This is a genomic window from Serratia surfactantfaciens (genome assembly GCF_001642805.2).
Taxonomy (GTDB): domain Bacteria; phylum Pseudomonadota; class Gammaproteobacteria; order Enterobacterales; family Enterobacteriaceae; genus Serratia; species Serratia surfactantfaciens.
The window spans coordinates 3133649-3157044 of the sequence record NZ_CP016948.1 but is presented as its reverse complement, the minus strand read 5'-3'; the positions used below and the strand labels follow the sequence as shown (position 1 = coordinate 3157044).

Genomic DNA, 23396 nt, shown 5'->3' with positions numbered 1-23396 from the left:
GCGAGAGACATGACACAGACGACGGCAAATCAACATCCCCGAGATCGCCTGCGCGGGCGCATCGACCGTGGCGTGCAGGCGGCAGTGACCGCCAGCGGGCTGATGGTGTTGATGACGTTGATGCTGATCTTCGTTTATCTGCTGTTTGCCGTGCTGCCGCTGTTCAAACCGGCCTCGCTCGGCCAGGCGCAGCCGCTGCCGATCGCAGTGTCGGCCCCGGCGTTGGCGCTGGGTATGGACGTACAGCAGCGAGTGGGTTATCGCATCGACGCGCAGGGCGCGGGGCAGTTTTATCGCCTGACGCCGAGACAGGGCGAGCAGGCTCAGACGCCGCTGGCGCAGCAAACGCTGTTGGCCAAACCGGCGCTGCTCGCGCAGGCTGCCGGTGAGCGCGATCTGTTTGCGCTGGCGCAGGCCGACGGCCGGTTGGTGGTGGCGCGCGCGGATTTCGCCACGGCGGAAAATGGTCGGCCGCAGTGGCTGTTCCCGCTCGGGCAACAGCCGTTGGCGCTGGATCCGCAGCGTAAGCCGCTGAAGCTGTTATCGTTGGCGGATGCGCATCGCGGGCAGTATCTGCTGGCCGGGGTGACCGACGATCGGCGCCTGGTATTCGGCCGCTTCAGCCCCGATCGGCCGCCGCAGTTCAGCGAGCGCCCGCTGGAGCAAGGCGGAGAGCAACTGGTGCTGACGCCGGATGGCCGCCAGCTATACCTGCTGACCGGCAACCGGTTGGCGCGTTATGAAATCGACGGCGCGCAGCTGCAGCTGCGTGAAACGCGCACCTTGGGCGAACATGCCCCGTATCAAATGACGGCGCTGCCCGGCGGCAGCGCGCTGCTGATCAAGGGTGCCGACGGCAATCTGCGCGAGTGGTTCGAGGTGGAAAAAGATCGGCGCTGGCGCCTGACGCCGGTGCAGCATTTCGACCACGGCGCCGACGGGCAGGAGCTGACGGTGGCCGAGCCTTACCGCCGGGTGTTCGCCACCCTGCGGCCCGACGGCGGTTTCTCGCTATTCTCTACCATTCAACCGCAGCCGCTGCTGAATACCCGTTTGGGTGCCGAGGTGCGGCAGATGGCGTTCGCACCGCGCGGCGATGGCCTGCTGCTGGAGAGCGACAAAGGCTGGCAGCGCTATGCGCTCGACAACCCGTACCCGGACGTCACCTGGCGTTCGCTGTGGGGCAAGGTGTGGTATGAGAATTACCCGCAGCCGGCCTACGTCTGGCAGTCGACCTCCGGTGAAGACAGCTACCAACCCAAATTCAGCCTGATGCCGGTGATCTTCGGCACCTTCAAGGCGGCGGCTTACGCGATGCTGTTCGCCATTCCGCTGGCATTGGCCGGCGCCATCTATACCGCTTACTTTATGACGCCGGGGTTGCGGCGGGTGATCAAACCGGCCATCGAAGTAATGGGCGCGCTGCCGACGGTGGTGATCGGCCTGGTGGCCGGCATTTGGCTGGCGCCGATCATCGAGCAGTATCTGTTGGCGGTGCTGGCGTTGCCGCTGCTGTTGGCGGCGGCGGTGCTGCTGTGCGGCGCGTTGACTCATCGCCTGATGCCGCGCTGTCGGCCGGGCGTCGATCTGCTGCTGCTGTTGCCGCTGCTGGCGTTGACGGTGTGGCTGGCGTTCAGCCTGGGGCCGTGGCTGGAGGTAGCGCTGTTCGGCGAGCCGCTGCACTTCTGGTTGGGAGATAATTACGATCAGCGCAATGCGCTGGTGGTGGGCGTGGCGATGGGCTTCGCGCTGGTGCCGATCATCTTCTCGCTGGCGGAGGACGCGTTGTTCAGCGTGCCAGCCACCTTGAGCCAGGGCTCGCTGGCTCTGGGCGCCACTCAATGGCAGACGGTGATCAAGGTGGTGCTGCCTTCCGCCAGCGCCGGCATTTTCTCCGCGCTGATGATCGGCTTTGGCCGCGCGGTGGGGGAAACCATGATCGTGTTGATGGCCACCGGCAACACGCCGATCATTGATGGCAGCCTGTTCCAGGGGCTGCGGGCGCTGGCGGCCAACATCGCCATCGAGATGCCGGAGGCGGTTTCCGGCAGCAGCCATTACCGCGTGCTGTTCCTGACCGCGCTGGTGCTGTTTGTCTTCACCTTCGTGTTCAACACGCTGGCGGAGGCGGTGCGCCTGCGGCTGCGCAAACGCTACACGCCGAATCAGGAGGCGCCATGAAGAACTGGGTGAAGAGCGGGTCGCCGTGGATATGGCTGACCGCCGGTTCGGTCGCCGTCAGCCTGTTGGCGCTGATCGGCATCCTGCTGCTGCTGGCCGGGCAAGGGATGCGCTATTTCTGGCCGAGCCCGGTCTATCAGTTTGAGCTGAATCAGAACGGCGCCGGGCCGGTGACGGTGATCGGCGAGCTGTATCAGCAGCAAAGCATTTCGCGCCGCCAGCTGACGGAGGCGGGCGTGACGCCACCGGGCGAGGCGCAGAACGTCGAGCGTTACCTGATCAAAGTCGGCAACCGCGAGCGCGAGGGGCAAGATTTCCGCACTTTGCTGGCCAGCGATATCCGCAGCCAGAGCACGCCGCGCAGCCTGCTGGTGCTGGAGCGCGACAGCCACGGCACCGCCTACGGCTATCTGGCGGGGCTGCTGGAGGATGGGCAACCGCTGACCGGCCGCAATCTGGGGCAGGCGTTGCAACAGCGGCTGCCGCAGATCGCCGCGCTCTCGCGCCAGGCGCATGACATTCAATTCCGCGATATGGCGCGCATCAATCAACAGTTTGACGCGCTGCGGCTGCGGGAAAAGCGTTTGCAGCGCGACGATAAGCTGGACGCCCGTGCGCAGGACGGTATCAAGGCCGAGCGGCTGGAGCTGCAGCGGCAGTACCAGCAGCTGTCCGAACGCCTGGCGGGGCTGAACCGCGATCGCCAGCGTGACGCGCTGCTGTTGCGCGACATGCACGGCCAGACGTTGACCATTCCGCTCAGCCAAGTGCGCGATGCCTGGTATCCGAACGCCATGAGCACCACCGAGAAACTGGCGCACTGGGGCGATCAGGTGAAGAAGTTCCTCACCGACAGCCCGCGCGAGGCGAACACCGAAGGCGGGGTGTTCCCGGCCATTTTCGGCACGGTCTTGATGGTGATCCTGATGTCGATCGTGGTGATGCCGTTTGGCGTAATTGCGGCGGTATATCTGCACGAATATGCCGGCAACAATCTGCTGACGCGGGTGATCCGCATCGCGGTGGTCAACCTGGCCGGGGTGCCTTCGATCGTCTACGGCGTTTTTGGCCTCGGCTTTTTTGTTTACATGATTGGCGGCACGCTCGATCAGCTGTTCTATCCTGAGTCCTTGCCCAACCCGACCTTCGGTACGCCCGGCGTGCTGTGGGCGGCGCTGACGCTGGCGCTGCTGACGCTGCCGGTGGTGATCGTCGCCACCGAGGAAGGGCTGTCGCGCATTCCCACCTCGCTGCGGCAGGGCTCGATGGCGCTGGGCGCCAGCCGGGCCGAGACGCTGTGGCGCATCGTGCTGCCGATGGCGGCGCCGGCGATGATGACCGGCTTGATTCTGGCGGTGGCGCGCGCCGCCGGGGAAACGGCGCCGCTGATGCTGGTGGGGGTAGTTAAATCGGTGCCGGTGCTGCCGGTGGACGAGATTTTCCCGTATCTGCACCTGGAGCGGAAGTTTATGCACCTGAGCTTCCAGATCTACGATATGGCGTTCCAGAGCCCGAGCGTAGAGGCGGCGCGGCCGCTGGTGTTCGCCACCGCCTTCCTGCTGGTGACGATCGTGGTGAGTTTGAATCTGGCGGCGATGGGCATCCGCCATTCGTTGAGGGAGCGGTACCGAGCATGGTCGCAGTAACAATGACGCTATTTTTGGGGAGTGCGTAATGGGTTTGATGACGCCAGGCAGTTTGCCCCGGCTGGATGTCCAGCATCTCGACGATGAACAGACCGCACTGGCGGTCAACGGCCTGAACCTGTTTTATGGCGACAAACAGGTGCTGCACGATATTTCGCTGCGCATCCCGAAACACCGGGTGACGGCCCTGATCGGCCCTTCGGGCTGCGGTAAATCGACGCTGCTGCGCTGTTTCAACCGCATGAACGATCTGGTGGACAACTGCCGGATCGAGGGCGATCTGCAGCTGAACGGCGCGGCGATCTCCGGCGCGCAGATCGACGTAGCGGCGCTGCGGCGGCGAGTGGGCATGGTGTTCCAGCGGCCGAACCCGTTTCCGAAATCGATCTATGAAAACGTGGTGTACGGCCTGCGGCTGCAGGGCGTGCGCGACCGGCGCTTGCTGGATGAAGCGGTGGAGCGTTCGCTGCGCGCCGCCGCGCTGTGGCATGAGGTGAAGGACCGGCTGCGCGAAAATGCGTTCCGCTTGTCCAGCGGCCAGCAGCAGCGCCTGGTGATCGCGCGCGCCATTGCCATCGAGCCGGAGGTGTTGCTGCTCGACGAGCCGACCTCGGCGCTGGATCCGATCTCCACGCTGACCATTGAGGAACTGATTTCGGCGCTGAAACAGCGCTACAGCGTGGTGTTGGTGACGCACAACATGCAGCAGGCGGCGCGGGTCTCCGACTACACCGCCTTTATTCATCAGGGCCGGCTGGTGGAGTACAACGACACCGACGCGATTTTCACCTCGCCGCGCCAGCGCCGCACCGAGGATTATATTACCGGGCGGTATGGGTGAGGGCGTTAGCGGCGTAAACAGGTGGGTTTACGCCGCTCATTGAAGATAAAGTCCAGCAGATATGGCTCGGTATCGCAATAAAAACCCTTCCATAATTGCCTTGGCGCTATTCATGTTATATAGATAGTTCTCGCTAAAAATCGGACCCTTGGTGAGTTTTTAATTCATCATTTCATTTTTTTTCATTTTATCAATGAATTAATAACTGCCTATAAAAGGAGGTTATAAGCATGAACATTGATATAGTTTATCTTAAAGAGTTATCTCTCCGGTTATTACCTCTGCTGATATCTGGGGGGGCATGGCTATTTTTACGCTGGTTAAAGGGATATGATTCCCGGCGACGTTGCCAGTTTGACCGGGTCAGCGATGTTAAACGCTTGTCCGTCCTGTCGCGTATTCAGAAATTGCGGGATGCGCCGCAGAGTGGTATGACGTTACTGCAAATTAAAGCGCTATATGAAAGTATTGGGATCCGCCTGCCGGTATGGGTGGCACATCAACTAGTGGGCTATTTAGGCCGTGGACCGGTGGCATTGAACGACCTTGCGTTGAACAGTTTCTTGCGTTGTACCCCCCTCACTTCGAGTAGAAACGGCGTGTTTACCCTGGATGCCCGCAAGTTGTTACGTCAGTATGTTTCGCGGTTTGTCTTCCTCATCATCAGCGCTTCAGCTATCGCCTATGGTTTCTATATCAGCGTGCAACCGCCGTTGGAGAAAAGTGAAACCAATACTCTTTTATCTTTATTCTTCTTTATTGCCTATTTGATATTGGCGTTTTTCGTCGTGATCTGGACGACTAATGAATGGAAAAGCCTGTGGCGCGCCAAGGTTTTCTGGCTTGGTTGGAAACTCCACCTGTGTCAAAACGAAGCGGAGTATCTGGCGCGTTGTCGGTTTGAGCGGAACGTTTCGGAGCAGGAGAAGTTGCCAGAGACCGCCTTGGAAGCCCTTGCCGATTTGTCTCCCACTGAAAAGCCACAACGTGGATGGCTGATGCGTAGGCTGGGCAAGAAAAATAATTAACCTCTAAGCGCCATACCATCACATGGTTCTTAACGCGTTTTATCGGCGAGCTTCAACACGCCCCCCACCAGCAGCAACGCGGCCCCCGAGGCATAGAGCGGGAACCAGCGCGTCCACCAGAGCGGGGAAAATAGCGGGGTGCTATTGGGATCTGCAGGCGCGTAGCCGCTATAGGTATTCAGACCGGCGGCGATGGCGAGCATCGTCAGGCCGATAAAAAGCAGCAGGTTTGAGACGGTCGTCATGGCATTTTTCCTTTGTAGAGGCAGAGGGTTACTCTTACTATCACTATTAATTATTTTTCGATTAATTATCTTGGGGGATATTATTAATTTTTTTATTCATCAGGCTATTTCCTGACGATAAAGAGCATCCCTTAATACTAGCCACTTATTTCCCAATAAAAAACCCGCCTGGGCGGGTTTTCTCTTTTTCTCGCTAAGCCTCACTTCACCAGCGGCTTATCATTGGGCGTTTTGAACTTCGCCAGATATTGCGGCTGGAAAATGCACATGCGCAGCACGGTGCGGTATTCGCCGTTGACGAAGAACTCGTCGATCAGCTCGCCTTCCACGTTGAAGCCCAGCTTGCTGTAGATGTGGATCGCCTTCGGGTTCTCCTTGTCGACGATCAGGTACAGCTTGTACAGGTTCAACACCGAGAAGCCGTAGTCCATCGCCAGACGGGCGGCGGTGCTGGCGTAGCCTTTGCCCTGGTGGGCGGGATCGATGATGATCTGGAACTCTGCGCGGCGGTGGATGTGATCGATCTCCACCAGCTCCACCAGGCCGACCTTGGCGCCTTCGTGCTCGATGATAAAGCGGCGCTCGCTCTGATCGTGGATGTGTTTGTCGTAGAGATCGGAAAGCTCGACAAAGGCTTCGTAGGGTTCTTCAAACCAATAGCGCATAACGCTGGCGTTGTTGTCCATCTGGTGGACGAACGACAGATCGTCCCGTTCCAATGGGCGTAACCTGACGCTGGCAGTGCTGGACATGTGGGCTCCTCTGTGCCGTGAGATTGTGCAAAGTATAACGTCCCGGGAAGGGGGAAGGCGAAAAAAAACGGCGCCGCACGGGCGCCGTTTAGGCAAGGTTCAGGCTGCGCGCATCAGTCGGCGGCGTGACCCTGCTCAGGCAGGCGTTCGCCGTCCAGCCAGGCGGCGCCATCGCGCATCGCCAGGCGGCCGTCGACGAACCAGCTCACTACCAGTGGATAGATCGTGTGTTCCTGGGTTTGAACCCGTTCAACCACGTCATCCTCTTCGTCGTCAGCGAAAATCGGCACCTTGGCCTGCAAAATCACCGGGCCGCCGTCGAGCTGTTCGGTCACGAAGTGCACCGAGGTGCCGTGTTCGCTGTCGCCGTTGTGGATGGCCTGACGGTGGGTATGCAGACCCGGGTATTTCGGCAGCAGGGAAGGGTGGATGTTCAGCATGCGGCCGGCATAGCGCTGCACGAACTGCGGGCTGAGGATACGCATGTAGCCGGCCAGCACCACCAGATCGGGCTGGTACTGGTCGATGGCGTCCGCCAACGCGGCGTCGAACGCCGTGCGATCGGCGTAAGCCTTGGCATCCAGCGCCTGGGCGGCGATGCCCGCCGCCTCGGCGCGTTGCAGGCCGTAAGCCTGCGCCTTGTTGCTGAACACCGCCACGATCTCGGCGGTGATGCGGCCCTGCTGGCAGGCGTCAATCAGCGCCTGGAGATTGCTCCCCTGGCCGGAGACCAACACCACGATCTTTTTCATCAGTTGATGACCACTTGTTGTTCGTCGGAAGAGGCGGTCAGTTTACCGATTTTCCACGCTTTTTCACCTGCCGTGGTCAGCAGCGCGATGGCCGCTTCCACTTCGGCTTCCGGCAGGGCGATAACCATGCCTACGCCGCAGTTGAAGGTGCGGTACATTTCATGACGGCTGACGTTGCCGGCCTGCTGCAGCCAGGTGAATACCGCCGGCCACTGCCAGCTGGCTTCGTCGATCACCGCCTGCATGCCTTCCGGCAGCACGCGCGGAATGTTTTCCCAGAAGCCGCCGCCGGTGAGGTGAGCGATGGCGTGGACGTCCGCCTTCTCGATCAGCTCCAGCACGGACTTCACGTAAATCTTGGTCGGCGCCAGCAGGTGGTCGGCCAGCGGTTTGCCTTCCAGCTGAGTCACGGTCGGATCGGTGTTGCTCACTTCCAGGATCTTGCGCACCAGCGAGTAACCGTTGGAGTGCGGGCCGGAAGCGCCCAGAGCGATCAGCGCGTCGCCGGACTGCACTTTGCTGCCGTCGATGATCTCGGATTTTTCGACCACGCCGACGCAGAAACCAGCCACGTCGTAGTCTTCGCCGTGGTACATGCCCGGCATTTCAGCGGTTTCGCCGCCCACCAACGCACAGCCGGATTGTTTGCAGCCTTCGGCGATGCCGGTGATCACGCTGGCCGCAGTGTCTACGTCCAGTTTGCCGGTGGCGTAGTAGTCGAGGAAGAACAGCGGCTCGGCGCCCTGAACCACCAGATCGTTGACGCACATCGCCACCAGATCGATGCCGATGGTGTCGTGGCGTTTCAGATCCATCGCCAGACGCAGCTTGGTGCCCACGCCGTCGGTACCGGAAACCAGCACCGGCTCGCGGTATTTCTGCGGCAACGCACACAGGGCGCCAAACCCGCCCAGACCGCCCATCACTTCCGGGCGACGGGTCTGTTTAACTACACCTTTGATGCGGTCTACCAATGCGTTGCCTGCATCGATATCGACACCTGCGTCTTTATAGCTGAGAGAGGTTTTGTCGGTCACTGCGCGATTCCCCACGACGATTTGCGGTTTGAAAACTGTGCTTCCGATGTTGATTCCGGAATAAGGCGCGGCAATTCTAACAGCGCAGGCAAACGTTTGCGAGCGGCTTGTGAACCGGCTTTGCTTTTTCGTCATCTATACTGATATTCAAACTTTTGTTGATCCCGATCGGGCTATTGTGGGTGGCGCGGCGAAAAAAAGGAGGTATAATCCCGCGATTTTTTTGGCCGCAACCACCTTAATAGGAGAAAAATGATGAAGATCGTTGAGGTGAAACACCCGCTGGTAAAACACAAGCTTGGCCTGATGCGTGAAAATGACATCAGCACCAAACGCTTCCGTGAGCTGGCCTCAGAAGTGGGTAGTTTACTGACCTATGAAGCGACCGCCGATCTGGAGACGGAAAAAGTCACCATCGAAGGCTGGTGCGGGCCAGTTGAAGTGGAACAGATCAAAGGGAAAAAGATTACCGTGGTGCCTATCCTGCGCGCAGGCCTGGGTATGATGGAAGGGGTGCTGGAGCACGTGCCGAGCGCGCGCATCAGCGTGGTGGGCGTTTACCGCGACGAAGAAACCCTGGAGCCGGTGCCGTACTTCCAGAAGCTGGTTTCCAACATCGAAGAGCGCATGGCGCTGGTCGTCGACCCGATGCTGGCCACCGGCGGTTCGATGATCGCTACTATCGATCTGCTGAAAAAAGCCGGCTGCCACAGCATCAAGGTGCTGGTGCTGGTGGCGGCGCCGGAAGGCATCGCCGCGCTGGAGAAAGCGCACCCGGACGTTGAGCTGTACACCGCTTCCATCGATCAGTGCCTGAACGACAAGGGCTACATCGTGCCTGGCCTGGGCGATGCGGGCGACAAGATATTTGGTACCAAGTAAACATTTGAGCCGACTTAACGAGTCGGCTTTTTTATGCTCTTCGTCTTTCAAGCTACAGCGTTGTTGGCTGCAGGCAATAACCCCAGTCACTTATTTGATATAAGCTCCTGGGGATTATTGCCCTGGCCGCCTGGCTGTAACTTGAAATCCATTGAGCATAGACAATTCAGCTTGCATAACGATTAATGACTCAGAGGAAAAGCACACATGACCCGTCGCGCCATCGGCGTCAGCGAGCGCCCGCCGCTGCTCCAGACCATTCCGCTCAGCTTCCAGCACCTGTTCGCCATGTTCGGCGCCACCGTGCTGGTGCCTATCTTGTTCAAGATCAACCCGGCGACCGTACTGCTGTTCAACGGTATCGGCACGCTGCTGTATCTGTTCATCTGTAAAGGCAAGATCCCGGCCTATCTCGGCTCCAGCTTCGCGTTTATCTCGCCGGTGCTGCTGCTGTTGCCGCTCGGTTATGAAGTGGCGTTGGGCGGTTTCATCATGTGCGGCGTGCTGTTCTGCCTGGTGGCACTGATCGTGAAAAAGGCCGGCACCGGCTGGCTGGACGTGATGTTCCCGCCAGCGGCGATGGGGGCGATCGTTGCCGTCATCGGCCTGGAGTTGGCGGGCGTGGCGGCCAACATGGCGGGGCTGCTGCCGGCGGAAGGCGCCAGCGCCGACTCGACCACCATCACCATTTCTCTGGTGACGCTGGCGGTCACGGTGCTCGGCTCGGTGCTGTTCCGCGGCTTCCTGGCGATTATTCCGATCCTGATCGGCGTGCTGGTGGGCTATGCGCTGTCGTTCTTCATGGGCGTGGTGGATTTGACCCCGATCCGCGAGGCGCACTGGTTCGCACTGCCGACCTTCTACACCCCGCGCTTTGAGTGGTTCGCCATCTTCACCATCCTCCCGGCGGCGCTGGTGGTGATCGCCGAGCACGTCGGGCACCTGGTGGTGACCGCCAACATCGTGAAAAAAGATCTGATCCGCGATCCGGGCCTGCACCGCTCGATGTTCGCCAACGGTATCTCGACGGTGTTCTCCGGCTTCTTCGGCTCCACGCCGAACACCACCTACGGCGAGAATATCGGCGTGATGGCCATCACCAAGGTTTACAGCACCTGGGTGATCGGCGGCGCGGCGGTATTGGCTATCCTGCTGTCTTGCATCGGCAAGCTGGCGGCGGCGATCCAGGCGGTGCCGGTGCCGGTGATGGGCGGTGTTTCCCTGCTGCTGTACGGCGTGATCGGCGCCTCGGGCATCCGCGTGCTGATCGAATCCAAAGTGGATTACAACAAAGCGCAAAACCTGATTTTGACCTCGGTGATTCTGATCATCGGCGTGAGCGGCGCCAAGGTGCACATCGGCGCGGCGGAGCTGAAAGGCATGGCGCTGGCGACCATCGTCGGCATCGGCCTGAGCCTGCTGTTCAAGGTCATCAGCCTGTTCCGCAAGGAAGAAGAGGTGCTTGACGCGCCGGACGAACCGGCCGAGCAGAAGTAACGAAAAGGGCAGCCCGTGGGCTGCCCTTTTGATAGGTCATTCGCCTTAGCTGCGAATTTTGCGGTACACGAACAGCACCACGATGGCGCCGATGACCGCCACCACGAAGCTGCCGAAGTTGAAGCCGTCAACCTTGCCGTAGCCGAAGAAGGTGCTGATATAGCCGCCGACCACGGCACCGACGATCCCCAGCACAACGGTCAGGATAAAGCCGCCGCCGTCTTTGCCGGGCATGATCCACTTAGCCAAAATACCGGCGATCAGGCCGAAGATAATCCAGGAAATAATCCCCATTTACTGCTCCTCTCTTGGTGGCTGAGTATGGCTTACTGCTGGGTGGCCGGCTGTGTATTGCCGTTCACCGCCGCATCGGTCTCTTGTTTCAACTCTTGCGCTTTGTTTTCGGCGCTGTTCTTGATGGCTTCGGTTTTCGCCTTGGCTTGCTCGGTCAGATCGTTGGCGCCGTTGATGGCGTCGTTCTTGATGGCCTTGGCCTGATCCACCAACTGCTGGCTCTGCTTGCCGGCGTCATCTTTGATCGCGGCGGCTTTGGCCTTGGCGTCGTTGGTGATGGCGTCCGCTTGCTTGGCGGCTTCATCTTTAATCGCCGAGGCTTTGTCCTTCAGTTGGTCAGCCTGCGTAGCGGCCTCTTTTTTGATTTCATCCGCCGTCGCTTTTGCCTTGTCCGTCAGATCGTCCGCTTTTTTCTGGGCGGCGTCTTTCATCTGCTCGGCGCTGTCTTTGGCTTTATCCAGGTTGGCGTCAACCTTGGAGGAGTCATCACAGCCGGCAACCAACAACCCGATAAAGGAGGCTAACAGCACTTTATTCCATACTTTCATCGTCTATATCCTTGCAGAAACCTTGTTGATGGTGATTGCGTTTTGCCTACCTATACTAGGTCAGGTTTTACTTAAATTACAAATTTAACCTGCGTAGGCATGGGGTTAGGGTTTGATATCAGACTATTCTTGCCGGTGAGGGAGCCGCAATCGATTAAACGGCGCTAAGGCATTGCTCACTATTGCGGCATAAGATCCTGCCGGTTCAACAGCGGCCGTTTTCTGTGTTAAACTGCCCGCGTTTTTCTGCCAGTTTTGGTTGAGGTGCTTCTCTGAATACGCCGGCACAGCTTTCACTGCCACTTTATCTTCCCGATGATGAAACTTTCGCCAGTTTTTATCCGGGCGAGAACCCATCCCTATTAGCCGCGATCCAATCCGCCGTCCGTCAGGAACATGGCAGCTATATCTATTTTTGGTCGCGTGAAGGCGGCGGGCGCAGCCATTTGCTGCATGCGGCCTGCGCCGAGCTTTCGCAGAAAGGGGAAGCGGTGGGCTATGTGCCGCTCGACAAGCGCGCTTACTTCGTGCCTGAAGTGTTGGACGGCATGGAGCAGCTGGCGCTGGTCTGCATCGATAACATCGAGTGCATCGCCGGCGATGAAGAGTGGGAGATGGCGATCTTCAACCTCTATAATCGCATTCTGGAAACCGGCCGCACCCGTCTGTTCATCACCGGGGATCGCCCGCCGCGCCAACTGAACCTGCGTTTGCCGGATCTGGCTTCGCGTCTGGACTGGGGGCAGATCTACAAGCTGCAGCCGCTGTCGGACGAAGAGAAACTGCTGGCGCTGCAGCTGCGCGGCAAGCTGCGCGGCTTCGAGCTGCCGGAAGACGTGGGCCGCTTCCTGTTGAAACGACTGGATCGCGAGATGCGCACGCTGTTTATGACCCTCGATCAGCTCGATCGCGCCTCGATCACCGCCCAGCGCAAGCTGACCATCCCGTTCGTTAAAGAGATTCTGGGGCTGTAACGAGCCATCAAGCCTGTTTTTCTGCGTGTTCCAGCAGGGAGCAGTAGTGCTCAACCTGCTGGCGTTGCCGATCGCCGCGCAGTTGCAAAGCGAGGTTGATGTGTTCCAGACACTGCGCATTGTCTGCGAGCCTTGGGTCGATTTTCCCCTGTTGTGCCAACCAGGCCGCCACATCAGCCCAGCGCCATAGCGGTGAGGTACCGCCGAGCCGTTGAACCGGGGAAGGGAAACCGCCGGGGCCGCGAGTCCCGTCTTTTAACATGGCGATTGCCTGACGAGACAGTTCAGTAAGCTCGGCAATATCGCTTACCCCTACCAGGCTGGAATCCACCGATATCACGTTGGCGCCAATATTTGCCGATTCAATATCGCTGATGGCGCTGCAAATGGCGTGGGCAAAGTTATCGCTTTCTCGATCAAATTCCAGATAGACGGCTTTACCGTAGAAACAGATCAGCGCGTCATCGCACCCTGCCGCAAACAGCGCATCCTCCAGCCCGGCGGTGTCGGCGTTGACCCCGCTCAACGTCAATGAGAAGTGATAGAGCGTCATGGTGATTCTCCGGCTATTTTTTCTGTGGCAGCGCCAGGCAGTGATCGACTTTACGCCGGATCTGTTTGGCATGCAGCTCTGGGTTTTTCGGCGTGCTCCAGATGCTCATCATATGTTCTTGGTGCCCGGCAAAGGCACAATGCAGCCGGCCAAAAGCATGTCCCCTGCCTGGGCGAAAATGCCAGCCCTGAGAAAGGGCTTAAGCTAACGCCGCCTGTATGTGCTTGTCTGGGTGTTTTTTCATCGCTCGTCCAGTGATGCGATCAGGGTAGATGGGGTGTTGACGGTTGTCAACGCTTGTTTCACCGTGAGACTTGGCGTTTGCGCAGCATAGCAGCAGGAGAGGGCGATGATGACGAAAAATATTTATATAACAAGCAATTAAAAATAGCCCTGTTCAGGGCTATTGGTATTTTGCGGTTCAATAAGAGACTTGCCGGACGATTACAAAATCTCCAGCACCTGCTCCGGCGGGCGGCCGATGCGCGCCTTGCTGCCTTTCACCACAATCGGGCGCTCGATCAGTTTCGGATTCGCCGTCATCGCCGCCAGCAGCTGCTCTTCGCTCAGGCTTTCGTCAGCCAGCTTCAATTCCTTGTACAGGTCTTCTTTTTTACGCATCAGATCGCGCGCGGATGCGAAGCCCAGTTCCTTCAACAGCTTTTTCAGCTCATCGACCGTAGGGGGCGTATCGAGGTACAACACCACCTTGGGCTCGACGCCGTGCTGCTCCAGCAGCGCCAGGGTTTCACGGCTCTTGGAGCAGCGCGGGTTGTGGTAAATCGTGACGTTTTTCATGGCGTTCATTCCTTGTTGAATCAGCTGCGCTGGTATTGGCGGAAGCGCTGTTGCAGTTGGCGCAGCTGGTCGATGCGCGCATCGTAGCGCGCCTGTTTCAGGCTGCCGAGTTTCTGCAGCGAGCTGGCGTTGCTGAGCAGGCCGATGGCCTGATCGAGCCGGCCGGTCAGCGCCAGGCTTTCCGCGCGGGCCGACAGCTCCTCATCGCGCAGCCCCTGAGCGGCGCTGGCCTGCGCCAGCAGATCCCACCCGTTCGGATCGTCCGGATGGGCAAAGGTGTAGCGGTTCAGGATCTTCGACGCCTGCGCCGGCTGATTGCCTTCGACATAGGCGTTGGCCAGGTTGAGCTGCAGCACCGGGTTGTTGTTCTGGGCGGCGTTGGCCGCCTGCAGGCGGGCGATGGCCTGCGGTGCGCGTTTCTGGCCGAGATCGATATCGGTCATCAGGTCGATCAGCCAGACGTTTTTCGCATCCTGCGCCAGCATCGGCTGAATGATGTTGCGCGCGTCGTCGTATTTTTTCGCTTCATAGAACAGGATGGCGCGGCCGTATTTGGCGGCTGCCTGTTCACGCACATTGCCCCTGCTGAGCGAGCCGAGCAGCTCTTCGTTCAGGCCGTAACCTTCCGAGCTGTACATTCCCAGGGAGCGCACCTTGGCCATCAGGTAGTCCTGCGAAGACTGCACGATGTGTTTCGGCATCTGGTTGGCGCGGTTGCGCGCGTCGGAGAGGCGGCTGTCCGGCAACGGGTGGGTCAGCAACATTTCCGGCGGCTTGGAGGCATAGCGTGACTGATCCGAAAGCTTCTGCAGGAAGTCGGGCATGGCTTCCGGATCGAAACCGGCGCGCTGCAGCACCTGAATGCCGATGCGGTCGGCTTCCTGTTCGTTCGATTGGGTAAAGCTGATCATGCCTTGCTGGGTGCCGGCCAGGGTGCCGCTCAGCGCCGCCATGCCCATGGTCGGGTTGGCCATCGCCAGCAGGATGGAACCAAGTGCGCCCACCCAGGTCAGCGGGGCGTTGCGCTGCTGATCTTCCATGGCGCGCGCCAGGTGGCGCTGGGTAACGTGCGAGATTTCGTGCGCCAGCACCGAAGCCAGCTGGCTTTCGTTGTCGCTGACGCGAAACAGCGCGGAGTGCAGCACTACGTTGCCGCCGAAGAAGGCGAAGGCGTTGATCTCGTCGTTGCGCACCAAATAGAAATGGAACGGCGTACGCACCGAATAGGCGCTGGCCACCAGCCGGTTGCCCAACTGATTGATGTACTGGCTCAGCAGCGGATCGTTGATCAGCGGGGCGCTGGCGCGCAGTTGGCGCACGTAGAAATCGCCCATCGCCAGCTCTTGTCCGATGCTCAGGGTGCCGCCGGCGGAAGTGCCCATGTCCGGCAACTGGTCCTGGCTTTCCGCCTGTGCTGGCGCCAGGGCGGTGGCGTTCAGCGTGCCGAGCAGCAGCACCGCTAACGCGGTTTTGGTCAACCGGTTGGTCATAGTCAGGCGTTTCCCTTAAATAATCATTTCTAAGACGTCAGCAGCAGACAAGAGTTCTTTATTCCCACCGCGCAATCCGCATGAAAGTGCGGCGGCTCACAAACCGCGGCGGCGGCGCTCATCACATCATAGTCAGCCGCCGCCGACAAGGAAACGTTAGCCGGGCGCGAATCGGGCAAAAATGTTTTATTTTTCATTTCGAAGGACGTTTTCTTCGCCGTCAGCCGAACGAATTGCCAATAAAACGCGGACAAAGTTGATCTGTGTTTTATTGACAAGATAAACGCAGACTCATATAGTCTGCGTTATTGAAGATTCACTGACGATCGAAACGGACATATGGCGTACATCACAACCAGCGTTGAATATGGCATCCACTGCCTGCTGTGGCTGGTCGGCGATAACCAGCGCGCGCTCAGCAGCCGCGAACTCGCTGAGCTGCAGGGCATCTCCCCCAGCTTTCTGGCCAAGATTTTCCCCAAGCTGGAAAAGGCGGGGATCGTCGCCGCCAGCGAAGGGGTGCGCGGCGGTTACCGGCTGGCGCGTCCGGCGGACGAGATCAGCTTTCTGGCGATCATCGACGCCATCGAGGGGCACAAGCCGCTGTTCGATTGCCAGGAGGTGCGCGGGCGCTGCGCGGTGTTCGACGATTCCCCGCCGGATTGGGCTGTCTCCGGCAAATGCGCTATTCATGCGGTGATGCTGCAGGCGGAGAAGGCGATGCGCGATGCGCTGGCGGCGCAGACTCTCGGCGACGTCGCCGCCCGCTTTGGCCGCAAGGCGCCGCAGGGCTTCTTCGGTGAAGTCAACGTCTGGCTCGACGAGCGCATGACGGAGCGCACCGCGCGCAGCGGCAAAACGGCGCGCGCCAAGACCTAAGCTCCGCCTTTCCTTTAAGAAAGCAAACACACTTATTCCCGCCTCCTCGGAAGGGGCGGGCGGGCCTTCTGCACCCTGTTACGGGAGCGGAACGGCATCGTTCATCCGAAAAAAATGCGGGCAAGCCTTATCGCCCGGTTAACCCTGTATGAAGGAGTCATCCCATGACGCAGAAAATAGTGATTGCCGGTTCCGGTTTTGCCGGTTTTTGGGCCGCCGTGTCCGCCATGCGCGCCATTACCCTCGCCGGTAAGCATGACGATATCGAGGTGCTCATGGTCTCGCCGACGCCAACGGTCACCATCCGCCCGCGCCTGTATGAAGCGGTGTTGGAAAACATGAACCCGGACATTTCCGCTCAGCTCGCCGCCGTTGGCGTGCGGCATCTGGCCGGAACGGTCGAAAGCATCGATGCCGCCGCCAAAACGCTCACGGTGGCGCCGGTGGCGGGAGAACGCCTTGAATTGGCCTACGACCGCCTGGTGTGGGCCACCGGCAGCCGGCTTGCCGTTCCTGCGGTGCCGGGCTTTGCCGAATACGGGTTCAACGTCGATACGCTGGCAAGCGCGCAGCGTTTGGACGCCCATATCAAAGCGCTGGCGGCCAAACCTTCGACGCCGGCGCGCAACACCGCCGTGGTGGTGGGCGCGGGGCTGACCGGCCTGGAGAGCGCGGCGGAGATGCCGCAAAGGTTGCGCGATGCGCTGGGCAAAGATGAGAAGGTGCGCGTGGTGATCGTCGATACCGCACCGGAAGTGGGCGCCGGAATGGGCGAAGAGCCGGGGGCGGTGATACGACAGGCGCTGACCGAGTGCGGCGTGGAAATGCGGGCCGGCCTGCGCGTCTCGGCTATCGACGCCGAGGGAGCCACGCTGTCGAACGGCGAACGCATCGCCGCCAACACGGTGATCCTGGCGGCGGGCGTGCGGGCGCATCCGCTGACCGAGCAGATCCCCGGCGAGCGCGACGGCAGCGGCCGGGTGATCGGCGACGCCTTCCTGCGCGCGCCGGCGGCGGCGGGCATTTTCGTGACCGGTGATACGGTGAAAGCGGCGACCGACGATCTTGGCAATCACAACCTGATGACCTGCCAGCATGCGCTGAGCCTTGGCCGCGTCGCCGGCCACAATGCGGCGGCGGAGCTGGCGGGGTTGCCGGTGCATCCGTACAGCCAGCCGAAGTATGTGACCTGCCTGGATCTGGGGCCCTGGGGCGCGCTCTATACCGAAGGCTGGCAGCGCCAGGTGCGCTTTACCCGCCAGGAAGGCAAAAAGATTAAGCAGGAGATCAACACGCAGTGGATTTACCCACCGGCGGCGGATCGCGAGGCATTGTTTGCCGTCGCCAATCCGGATTTCGTGATTGTGCCTTAAAGGGAAGTAAAAACGGGAGCGGCAGCGCTCCCGTCGTCATTTGCCCAGCGGCAGGAACGAACGCTCCGGCACCACGGTTTTCATCACCAGCGTCGAGCTCAGGCGCTGCACGCCAGGCAGGGCGGAGAGCTTCTCGTCGTAAAGCTGCTGAAACGCGGGGAGATCGCGGGCGATGACGTGCAGCAGATAGTCCGGATCGCCGAACAGCCGCTGTGCCTGTACCACCTGGGGAATGTCCACCATGGCATTTTCGAAGGTTTCGACGGCGCGGCGATCGCCTTCGCGCATGGTGACGAACACCAGAGCAGAAAAGTTATAGCCCAGGCTGCCGGGATCGAGCTGGGCGCGGTAACCCCTGATCACGCCGGACTCTTCTAACGCGCGCACCCGGCGGTGGCAGGGGGAGACGCTCAACCCGATCCGCTCGGCCAGCTCGGTCACCGACAAACGGCCGTCAACCTGCAATTCAGCAAGAATTTTGCGATCAATCTTATCCATTTGGAAAAATTTCCCCGTTTGCACCGATTTCAGGCAAGTAATTGAAAGCACATTTTAACGCCTTGAGGATATTCTTGCCATCTGTTGAACGGTTTTGACGGCCACCGCGGCAGGCGGAGGCCGCTCTTCTTCCACGAGGAAAGCGCAATGGTTCTTTGTTCGGTGTGGTGCGGCGCGTTTGAGAGGGTGCCGGCATGACGCTCGCGTTGTTCGCCGCGTTTTGGGCGGTGTCGATTCTGTTGGTGATCACGCCGGGTATGGATTGGGCTTATGTGATCTCGGCGGGCATTCGCGGCCGGGTGGTGGTACCCGCCGTCGCCGGTTTGCTGTTCGGCCACCTGCTGATGATTGCGATCGTGGTGGCGGGCGTTGGCGCGCTGCTGGTCGGCAACCCGCTGGCGCTGACGGCGCTCACCTTGCTGGGGGCGGCTTACCTGCTGTGGATCGGCTTCAACATGCTGCTGCACCCGCCGGTGCCGGGCGCCGGCGAGGATCAGCGTTCCGACTCCTGGCTGCGCTGGGCCGGCAAGGGCGTGTGCGTCAGCGGTCTGAACCCCAAGGTGTTTCTGCTGTTTCTGGCGCTGCTGCCGCAGTTTACCGACGCCCGGGCCGCATGGTCGGTGCCGATGCAGATGCTGGCGTTGGGTGCCGTGCATTTGATCAGCTGCGGCCTGGTGTATCTGTTGGTGGGGTTCGGTTCACAGTCGGTGCTGCGCACGCGTCCGCAGGCCGCGAAGGTGGTGGGGCGCATTTCCGGCGCGGCGATGATCCTCATCGCCCTCGGGCTGCTGGCCGAGCAGGCGCTGAAATAGCGGTTTGAACAGCCCGCTTGCGCGGGCCTGGCGCTATCAGTCTCTGACCGCGAGCAGCACCGATGAGGCCTTGATCAGCGCGATGGCGCGCGAGCCGTTCTTCAGCGCCATTTCCTGCAGGCTTTCATTGGTGATCACCGACGTCAGCACGAAGCCGGCGTCCGTTTTGAGGTGGACGGTGCCGTTGACCGCGCCGTGCTCAACCGCAATGACTTCCCCGGCAAACTGGTTGCGAGCGGAAAAACGCAAGCCGCAATCCTCCGTCGCCAGGATCACCCAGGGCGCTTTAATCAGTGCGACGGCCTCTTTGCCGACGGTTAATCCCAGCGACTGTTGGCTTTGCACCGTCACGATGGCCACCAGTTTCTCACCGCCCGGCAGGGTGATCTCCACTTCGTCGTTGACGGCGCCTTTGGCGACGGAAGACACGGTACCGGCTAATTGGTTACGGGCTGAAACGGGCATAGATTCTCCTTGAAAGGGGCTAAAGGTAAAATTTGTCGCCCGGCATGCCCCTTGACCACTGTGCTTTCAATGGCGCGGGGAAAGAGGGGGAGCGGGGTGACTTGACTGAAAATTTAACGTCGATAGATGTCTGGCCGGGCGATCTGCCAGACAAAATCGGGGTTGTTGATGGCGGTGTAGCCCACTTTTTCGTAGAGCCAGGGAGCGGTGCTGGTGACCAGCATGACTCGTCGCAGTGTCGCCATCAGCGGATGGGCCTGGCAGCATTCCGTCAGCCACAGGCCCAACCCGCTTTTTTGATGCGTCTCCAGCACGTACACGTCGCACAGATAGCCGAAGGTGGCGTAATCGGTGACCAGCCGGGCGAAGCCGATCTGCCTGGCGTCGTGATACAAACCGAAGCACAGGCTGTGGGCGAGGGACTGGCGGACGGTCTCTTTGTCGATCCCTTCCGCCCAGGACGAACGGGTCAGAAATGCATGAATGGCGTCGAGATCCAGCAGGGCGGGATCGGTACTGACGAGATAGTCTGCACGCTGCCAGACCAGTGGGGAAGGTATTGCCATGGTATTCCTTCTCTGTTCGTTAATGAATCGCTATTGGCGGTGGACCAAACCGGTGATCAGATCCAGCGCGTCGTCCGCCGCCGCGACCTCGCTTTCGCTGAGCGCCTGCCGCTCGATGAAACCTTCGATAGCTTCCAATAGGGAGAAGACGCTGATTTCATCCCCTATCTTCACGACCTCACAGACGCCACGCCCAATCGCCAGGCAGATCGCTTCATCAAATTCAAACGGCTTGTTGTTCATCTCTCCCCCAACCGCATCTGGGATTATGTTGGCCATGCTACCGGTTTTTTTCCGGCGACTGTCTGACGAAAATCTCATTTCTTTTCGCTGATGCCGAATGGTTCACGATCGCGTGCATTGGCGAAATTCTGATTTCCTGCCGGCGGTCAAATTTCCCTTGTGAGCACCGTGACGGCGCGGTATTGTCGCCAAATGACGACAATACCGCCTCATTGTTCGTACAAGAAATTCATGACGTTATCATCCCTTCATCCCGCTGCCGTGCGGGATTTTTTTATGAGGTTTATCTCAAAGTGCGGATAACCTCGACGCGATCGCTTGCCATGTTCTGGGAATAATCCTAGCTTGAAATAGTCATTTAGGGTTAGCAATCCCTCATGACCTCCTTGTAATACTTGATGCACCAGAACGTTTTCTCCCCCGCCCTGGCGGGGGTTTTTAACGGCGTGCATCGAAAAAGGCTATCAACGTAAGAACCGACAGAGTTCGTGGCGATAATCACTTTAAGCATCAAGGGACGGGACAATGAAAAATGATCTGGCGGCGGCAATCGCGATCGGCTGTGTGTTGTTGTTCGCATTGGCGGTCGGTTCGCCTCTCTCCATCAGTACCTCGCTGTAATCTTCAGCGGCCCCTCCCGGGGCCGTTCACCGGCGTCTGCGGATTTTTGCGCCGATCGCCTGCCCGCGCGATAAAATCAGCCAAATCGCTGTTGATGTATGGCGAACTTTGGGTACTCTGAGTGCTTTGCACCCCCGCGTGCGCCCGTTCTATCTATGCTTTAACCAGGCCCGTCACAGGAATCGTCATGCCCGCCCGTCAAATCTCGAGGAGCCCGCTCTGATGCTGGAGATGTTATTACAGTGGTACCGCCGCCGTTTCACCGATCCGCAGGCTATCGCGCTGCTGGTGATTCTGGTCGCCGGCTTCCTCATTCTTTATTTTCTGCACGGCATTCTGACCCCGCTGCTGGTTGCCATCGTACTGGCCTATCTGCTGGAATGGCCGACCGCGCGCCTGCAGCGCATCGGCTGTTCGCGCACCTGGGCGGCGAGCATCATGCTGCTGGTGTTCGCGGGCGTCGCCATGCTGCTGGTGTTCGTCGTCGCGCCGACCGCCTGGCAGCAGGGCATCAATCTGATGAGCGATCTGCCGGGCATGCTCAATCAGTTCTATAACTTCGCCGCGACGCTGCCGAAGCGTTATCCGGCGTTGGTGGATGCCGGCATCATCGACATGATGGCGGAAAACTTGCGCAGCCGGTTGTCCGGCATGGGCGAATCGGTGGTGAAATTCTCGCTGGCATCGCTGGTCGGCCTGCTGACGCTGGCTATCTATCTGATCCTGGTGCCGATGATGATGTTCTTCCTGTTGAAGGACAAAGAGCAACTGCTGAACGCGGTGCGCCGCGTGCTGCCGCGCAATCGCGGTCTGGCCGGCCAGGTTTGGAACGAGATGAATCAACAGATCACCAACTACATCCGCGGCAAGGTGCTGGAGATGGTGATTGTCGGCGTGGCGACCTACCTGGTGTTCGCCGTGCTGGACATGCGCTACTCGCTGCTGTTGGCGGTGTTGGTGGGCTTCTCGGTGTTGATCCCCTACATCGGCGCGGTGCTGGTCACCATACCGGTGGTGGTGGTGGCGCTGTTCCAGTGGGGCGTCGGCGCCGATTTCTGGACGCTGATCGTCGCCTATCTGGTGGTGCAGGGACTGGACGGCAACCTGCTGGTGCCGATTTTGTTCTCCGAGGCGGTCAACCTGCATCCGCTGGTGATTATCCTGTCGGTGATCGTGTTCGGCGGCATGTGGGGCTTCTGGGGGGTGTTTTTCGCCATACCGCTGGCGACGCTGGTGAAGGCGGTGATCCACGCCTGGCCGGATGAACTGCGGGTGGAACTGGAAGACAAGGCCGACTGACCGGGGAGAGACGAAGCGCAGCAGGCGCTGCGCTTCGTGAGGATTACTGCTGCAGGTAGCTCAGCACGATGTCGTGGTGATTGGTGGTTTTGAAGTCATCAAACACTTTTTCAATCTTGCCGTTACCGTCGATCAGGAAGCTGATGCGGTGAATGCCGTCGTAGGTCTTGCCCATGAAGGTTTTCTCGCCCCACACGCCAAACTGTTGCGACACCTGATGATCTTCATCAGACAACAGCGTGAAGTTGAGCAGCTCCTTTTCGGCGAAGCGCGACAGTTTTTCCGGCTTGTCGGTGCTGATGCCCAGCACTTCGACGCCGACCTTTTTCAATTCTTCCATGTTGTCCCGCAGGCCGCAGGCTTGCACGGTGCAGCCCGGCGTCATCGCCTTCGGATAGAAATAGACCAATACTCGCTGTCCCTGGAAGTCGGCCAAATTAATTTCCTCACCGTCCTGGTCAGGCAAACTAAATTTCGGCGCTGTGTCACCGGCTTTCAATGGGCTCATCACTACTCTCCATCTTTTTCATCATGCTGTGGATAGTTCACCACGCTAATACTGCCTTGCGCGTTCAATTCTGTACATAGGCGATGGAAGGCTTGCTCAATATTTGAGGCGTCCCGATCGCCGGAGCTGTGGGCGGTGATTTGGATATACAGCTGCGGCGGCAGGTCGCCGTCCGCCGGCTGCGTGCGCGATACCAGCTCGGCGATGTTCATCTGGCTGGAGTCGAACAGATCGGTAAAACGTTCGATGATGTGCGGCGAGTCCTTCACTTCAACCTGTACCCACACCGTGGCCGGCATCGGCGGCCTTTCGTGCGAGTTTGTGCGTTTCATCACGATCAGCAGCTCCAGCTCCGCGCCTTTTTGCGGCAGGGTGGATTCGATCAGGGTGATGGCGTTCCAGCTGCCGGACAGCAGCATGATGAACGTGAACTCCTCTCCCAGCATGGCCAGACGGCTATCTTCGATATTGCATCCGCAACTGCTGACGTGGCGGGTGATGGTATTGACGATTCCGGGGCGGTCGGCGCCGAGCGCGGTAATCACGAGATAGTGTTCGTCTGACTGAGGCAAAATGGCGCTTCCTGTCGTGCTTAATGGGGTTACCATGGTAAA

General features: G+C 59.6%; 26 protein-coding genes and 1 pseudogene. 11 read left to right on the top strand and 16 right to left on the bottom strand.

The window, feature by feature from the left end; genetic code table 11:
- Positions 1-9: 9 nt before the first annotated feature.
- From ATE40_RS14880 to ATE40_RS14865, 4 genes are all read left to right on the top strand, one after another.
- Positions 10-2181 (top strand): ABC transporter permease subunit, encoded by a 2172-nt coding sequence (locus ATE40_RS14880; protein ID WP_063919864.1) that lies wholly within the window; start codon positions 10-12, stop codon positions 2179-2181.
- Entirely contained in the window at positions 2178-3827 is a 1650-nt protein-coding gene (pstA, locus tag ATE40_RS14875) for a phosphate ABC transporter permease PstA (RefSeq protein ID WP_019452421.1), read from the top strand. The genes ATE40_RS14880 and pstA overlap by 4 nt, the downstream gene beginning before the upstream one ends.
- Positions 3828-3855: 28 nt before the next feature.
- The gene (gene pstB, locus ATE40_RS14870; protein WP_019452422.1) at positions 3856-4668 is read left to right on the top strand and encodes a phosphate ABC transporter ATP-binding protein PstB; all 813 of its coding nucleotides are present in this window, start codon (positions 3856-3858) and stop codon (positions 4666-4668) included.
- 230 nt (positions 4669-4898) lie between these two features.
- Entirely contained in the window at positions 4899-5696 is a 798-nt protein-coding gene (locus ATE40_RS14865; protein WP_019452423.1) for a hypothetical protein, read from the top strand.
- A 29-nt stretch (positions 5697-5725) separates the two neighbouring features.
- Here the strand turns inward: ATE40_RS14865 and ATE40_RS14860 are convergent, their stop codons facing one another.
- From ATE40_RS14860 to purM, 4 genes are all read right to left on the bottom strand, one after another.
- On the bottom strand, positions 5726-5941 hold the full coding sequence (locus tag ATE40_RS14860) for a hypothetical protein (protein WP_019452424.1): 216 nt from the start codon (positions 5939-5941) through the stop codon (positions 5726-5728).
- A 200-nt stretch (positions 5942-6141) separates the two neighbouring features.
- Positions 6142-6693, bottom strand: coding sequence for a spermidine N1-acetyltransferase (gene speG / locus ATE40_RS14855; RefSeq protein WP_004941631.1), 552 nt, complete (start codon positions 6691-6693; stop codon positions 6142-6144).
- A 113-nt stretch (positions 6694-6806) separates the two neighbouring features.
- Complete coding sequence (gene purN / locus ATE40_RS14850) at positions 6807-7445, bottom strand: phosphoribosylglycinamide formyltransferase (RefSeq protein WP_063919863.1); 639 nt, start codon at positions 7443-7445, stop codon at positions 6807-6809.
- Positions 7445-8482 (bottom strand): phosphoribosylformylglycinamidine cyclo-ligase, encoded by a 1038-nt coding sequence (gene purM / locus ATE40_RS14845; RefSeq protein ID WP_019452426.1) that lies wholly within the window; start codon positions 8480-8482, stop codon positions 7445-7447. The genes purN and purM overlap by 1 nt, the downstream gene beginning before the upstream one ends.
- 255 nt (positions 8483-8737) lie before the next feature.
- On the opposite strand from purM, the gene upp reads away from it, so the two are divergent.
- A complete protein-coding gene (gene upp / locus ATE40_RS14840) occupies positions 8738-9364 on the top strand; it encodes a uracil phosphoribosyltransferase (RefSeq protein WP_038873707.1) in 627 nt (208 codons plus the stop codon).
- 207 nt (positions 9365-9571) lie between these two features.
- Positions 9572-10861: a uracil permease gene (gene uraA / locus ATE40_RS14835; RefSeq protein ID WP_004941645.1), complete on the top strand. Its 1290-nt coding sequence runs from the start codon at positions 9572-9574 to the stop codon at positions 10859-10861.
- Positions 10862-10906: 45 nt separating this feature from the next.
- Here uraA and ATE40_RS14830 read toward each other — a convergent pair whose 3' ends face one another.
- A complete protein-coding gene (locus ATE40_RS14830; protein ID WP_004941647.1) occupies positions 10907-11155 on the bottom strand; it encodes a GlsB/YeaQ/YmgE family stress response membrane protein in 249 nt (82 codons plus the stop codon).
- 32 nt (positions 11156-11187) lie between these two features.
- The gene (locus tag ATE40_RS14825) at positions 11188-11703 is read right to left on the bottom strand and encodes a hypothetical protein (RefSeq protein ID WP_019452428.1); all 516 of its coding nucleotides are present in this window, start codon (positions 11701-11703) and stop codon (positions 11188-11190) included.
- Between the two features lie 272 nt (positions 11704-11975).
- Between ATE40_RS14825 and hda the strand changes: the two genes are divergently transcribed.
- Positions 11976-12677, top strand: a complete 702-nt coding sequence (gene hda, locus ATE40_RS14820) for a DnaA inactivator Hda (RefSeq protein ID WP_025159568.1) — start codon at positions 11976-11978, stop codon at positions 12675-12677.
- Between the two features lie 7 nt (positions 12678-12684).
- Here hda and ATE40_RS14815 read toward each other — a convergent pair whose 3' ends face one another.
- From ATE40_RS14815 to bepA, 4 genes and pseudogenes are all read right to left on the bottom strand, one after another.
- Positions 12685-13230, bottom strand: coding sequence for a helix-turn-helix transcriptional regulator (locus ATE40_RS14815; RefSeq protein WP_063919862.1), 546 nt, complete (start codon positions 13228-13230; stop codon positions 12685-12687).
- 13 nt (positions 13231-13243) lie between these two features.
- A pseudogene (locus ATE40_RS24280) lies at positions 13244-13474 on the bottom strand (hypothetical protein).
- 200 nt (positions 13475-13674) lie between these two features.
- Positions 13675-14028: an arsenate reductase (glutaredoxin) gene (gene arsC / locus ATE40_RS14805; protein ID WP_019452429.1), complete on the bottom strand. Its 354-nt coding sequence runs from the start codon at positions 14026-14028 to the stop codon at positions 13675-13677.
- A 20-nt stretch (positions 14029-14048) separates the two neighbouring features.
- Positions 14049-15518 (bottom strand): beta-barrel assembly-enhancing protease, encoded by a 1470-nt coding sequence (bepA, locus tag ATE40_RS14800; RefSeq protein WP_063919860.1) that lies wholly within the window; start codon positions 15516-15518, stop codon positions 14049-14051.
- Between the two features lie 339 nt (positions 15519-15857).
- Here bepA and ATE40_RS14795 point away from each other — a divergent pair, with 339 nt between their 5' ends.
- Both ATE40_RS14795 and ATE40_RS14790 read left to right on the top strand, forming a co-directional pair.
- Positions 15858-16397, top strand: coding sequence for an RrF2 family transcriptional regulator (locus tag ATE40_RS14795; protein WP_019452431.1), 540 nt, complete (start codon positions 15858-15860; stop codon positions 16395-16397).
- A 164-nt stretch (positions 16398-16561) separates the two neighbouring features.
- Complete coding sequence (locus tag ATE40_RS14790; protein WP_063919859.1) at positions 16562-17770, top strand: NAD(P)/FAD-dependent oxidoreductase; 1209 nt, start codon at positions 16562-16564, stop codon at positions 17768-17770.
- A 36-nt stretch (positions 17771-17806) separates the two neighbouring features.
- Here the strand turns inward: ATE40_RS14790 and ATE40_RS14785 are convergent, their stop codons facing one another.
- Positions 17807-18268 (bottom strand): Lrp/AsnC family transcriptional regulator, encoded by a 462-nt coding sequence (locus ATE40_RS14785; protein WP_019452433.1) that lies wholly within the window; start codon positions 18266-18268, stop codon positions 17807-17809.
- Positions 18269-18462: 194 nt separating this feature from the next.
- Here ATE40_RS14785 and ATE40_RS14780 point away from each other — a divergent pair, with 194 nt between their 5' ends.
- Positions 18463-19080: a LysE family translocator gene (locus ATE40_RS14780; protein ID WP_025159569.1), complete on the top strand. Its 618-nt coding sequence runs from the start codon at positions 18463-18465 to the stop codon at positions 19078-19080.
- 36 nt (positions 19081-19116) lie between these two features.
- On the opposite strand, the gene ATE40_RS14775 is transcribed toward ATE40_RS14780, so the two are convergent.
- From ATE40_RS14775 to ATE40_RS14765, 3 genes are all read right to left on the bottom strand, one after another.
- A complete protein-coding gene (locus ATE40_RS14775) occupies positions 19117-19545 on the bottom strand; it encodes a TOBE domain-containing protein (protein WP_063919858.1) in 429 nt (142 codons plus the stop codon).
- A 113-nt stretch (positions 19546-19658) separates the two neighbouring features.
- Entirely contained in the window at positions 19659-20111 is a 453-nt protein-coding gene (locus tag ATE40_RS14770; RefSeq protein ID WP_019453897.1) for a GNAT family N-acetyltransferase, read from the bottom strand.
- Positions 20112-20141: 30 nt separating this feature from the next.
- Positions 20142-20390: a hypothetical protein gene (locus ATE40_RS14765; RefSeq protein ID WP_232807618.1), complete on the bottom strand. Its 249-nt coding sequence runs from the start codon at positions 20388-20390 to the stop codon at positions 20142-20144.
- A gap of 807 nt (positions 20391-21197) precedes the next feature.
- On the opposite strand from ATE40_RS14765, the gene ATE40_RS14760 reads away from it, so the two are divergent.
- A complete protein-coding gene (locus ATE40_RS14760) occupies positions 21198-22274 on the top strand; it encodes an AI-2E family transporter (RefSeq protein ID WP_019453894.1) in 1077 nt (358 codons plus the stop codon).
- A 43-nt stretch (positions 22275-22317) separates the two neighbouring features.
- Here ATE40_RS14760 and bcp read toward each other — a convergent pair whose 3' ends face one another.
- A complete protein-coding gene (bcp, locus tag ATE40_RS14755; protein WP_019453893.1) occupies positions 22318-22782 on the bottom strand; it encodes a thioredoxin-dependent thiol peroxidase in 465 nt (154 codons plus the stop codon).
- Between the two features lie 2 nt (positions 22783-22784).
- Entirely contained in the window at positions 22785-23390 is a 606-nt protein-coding gene (locus ATE40_RS14750; protein ID WP_369795937.1) for a glycine cleavage system transcriptional repressor, read from the bottom strand.
- Positions 23391-23396 lie beyond the last annotated feature (6 nt).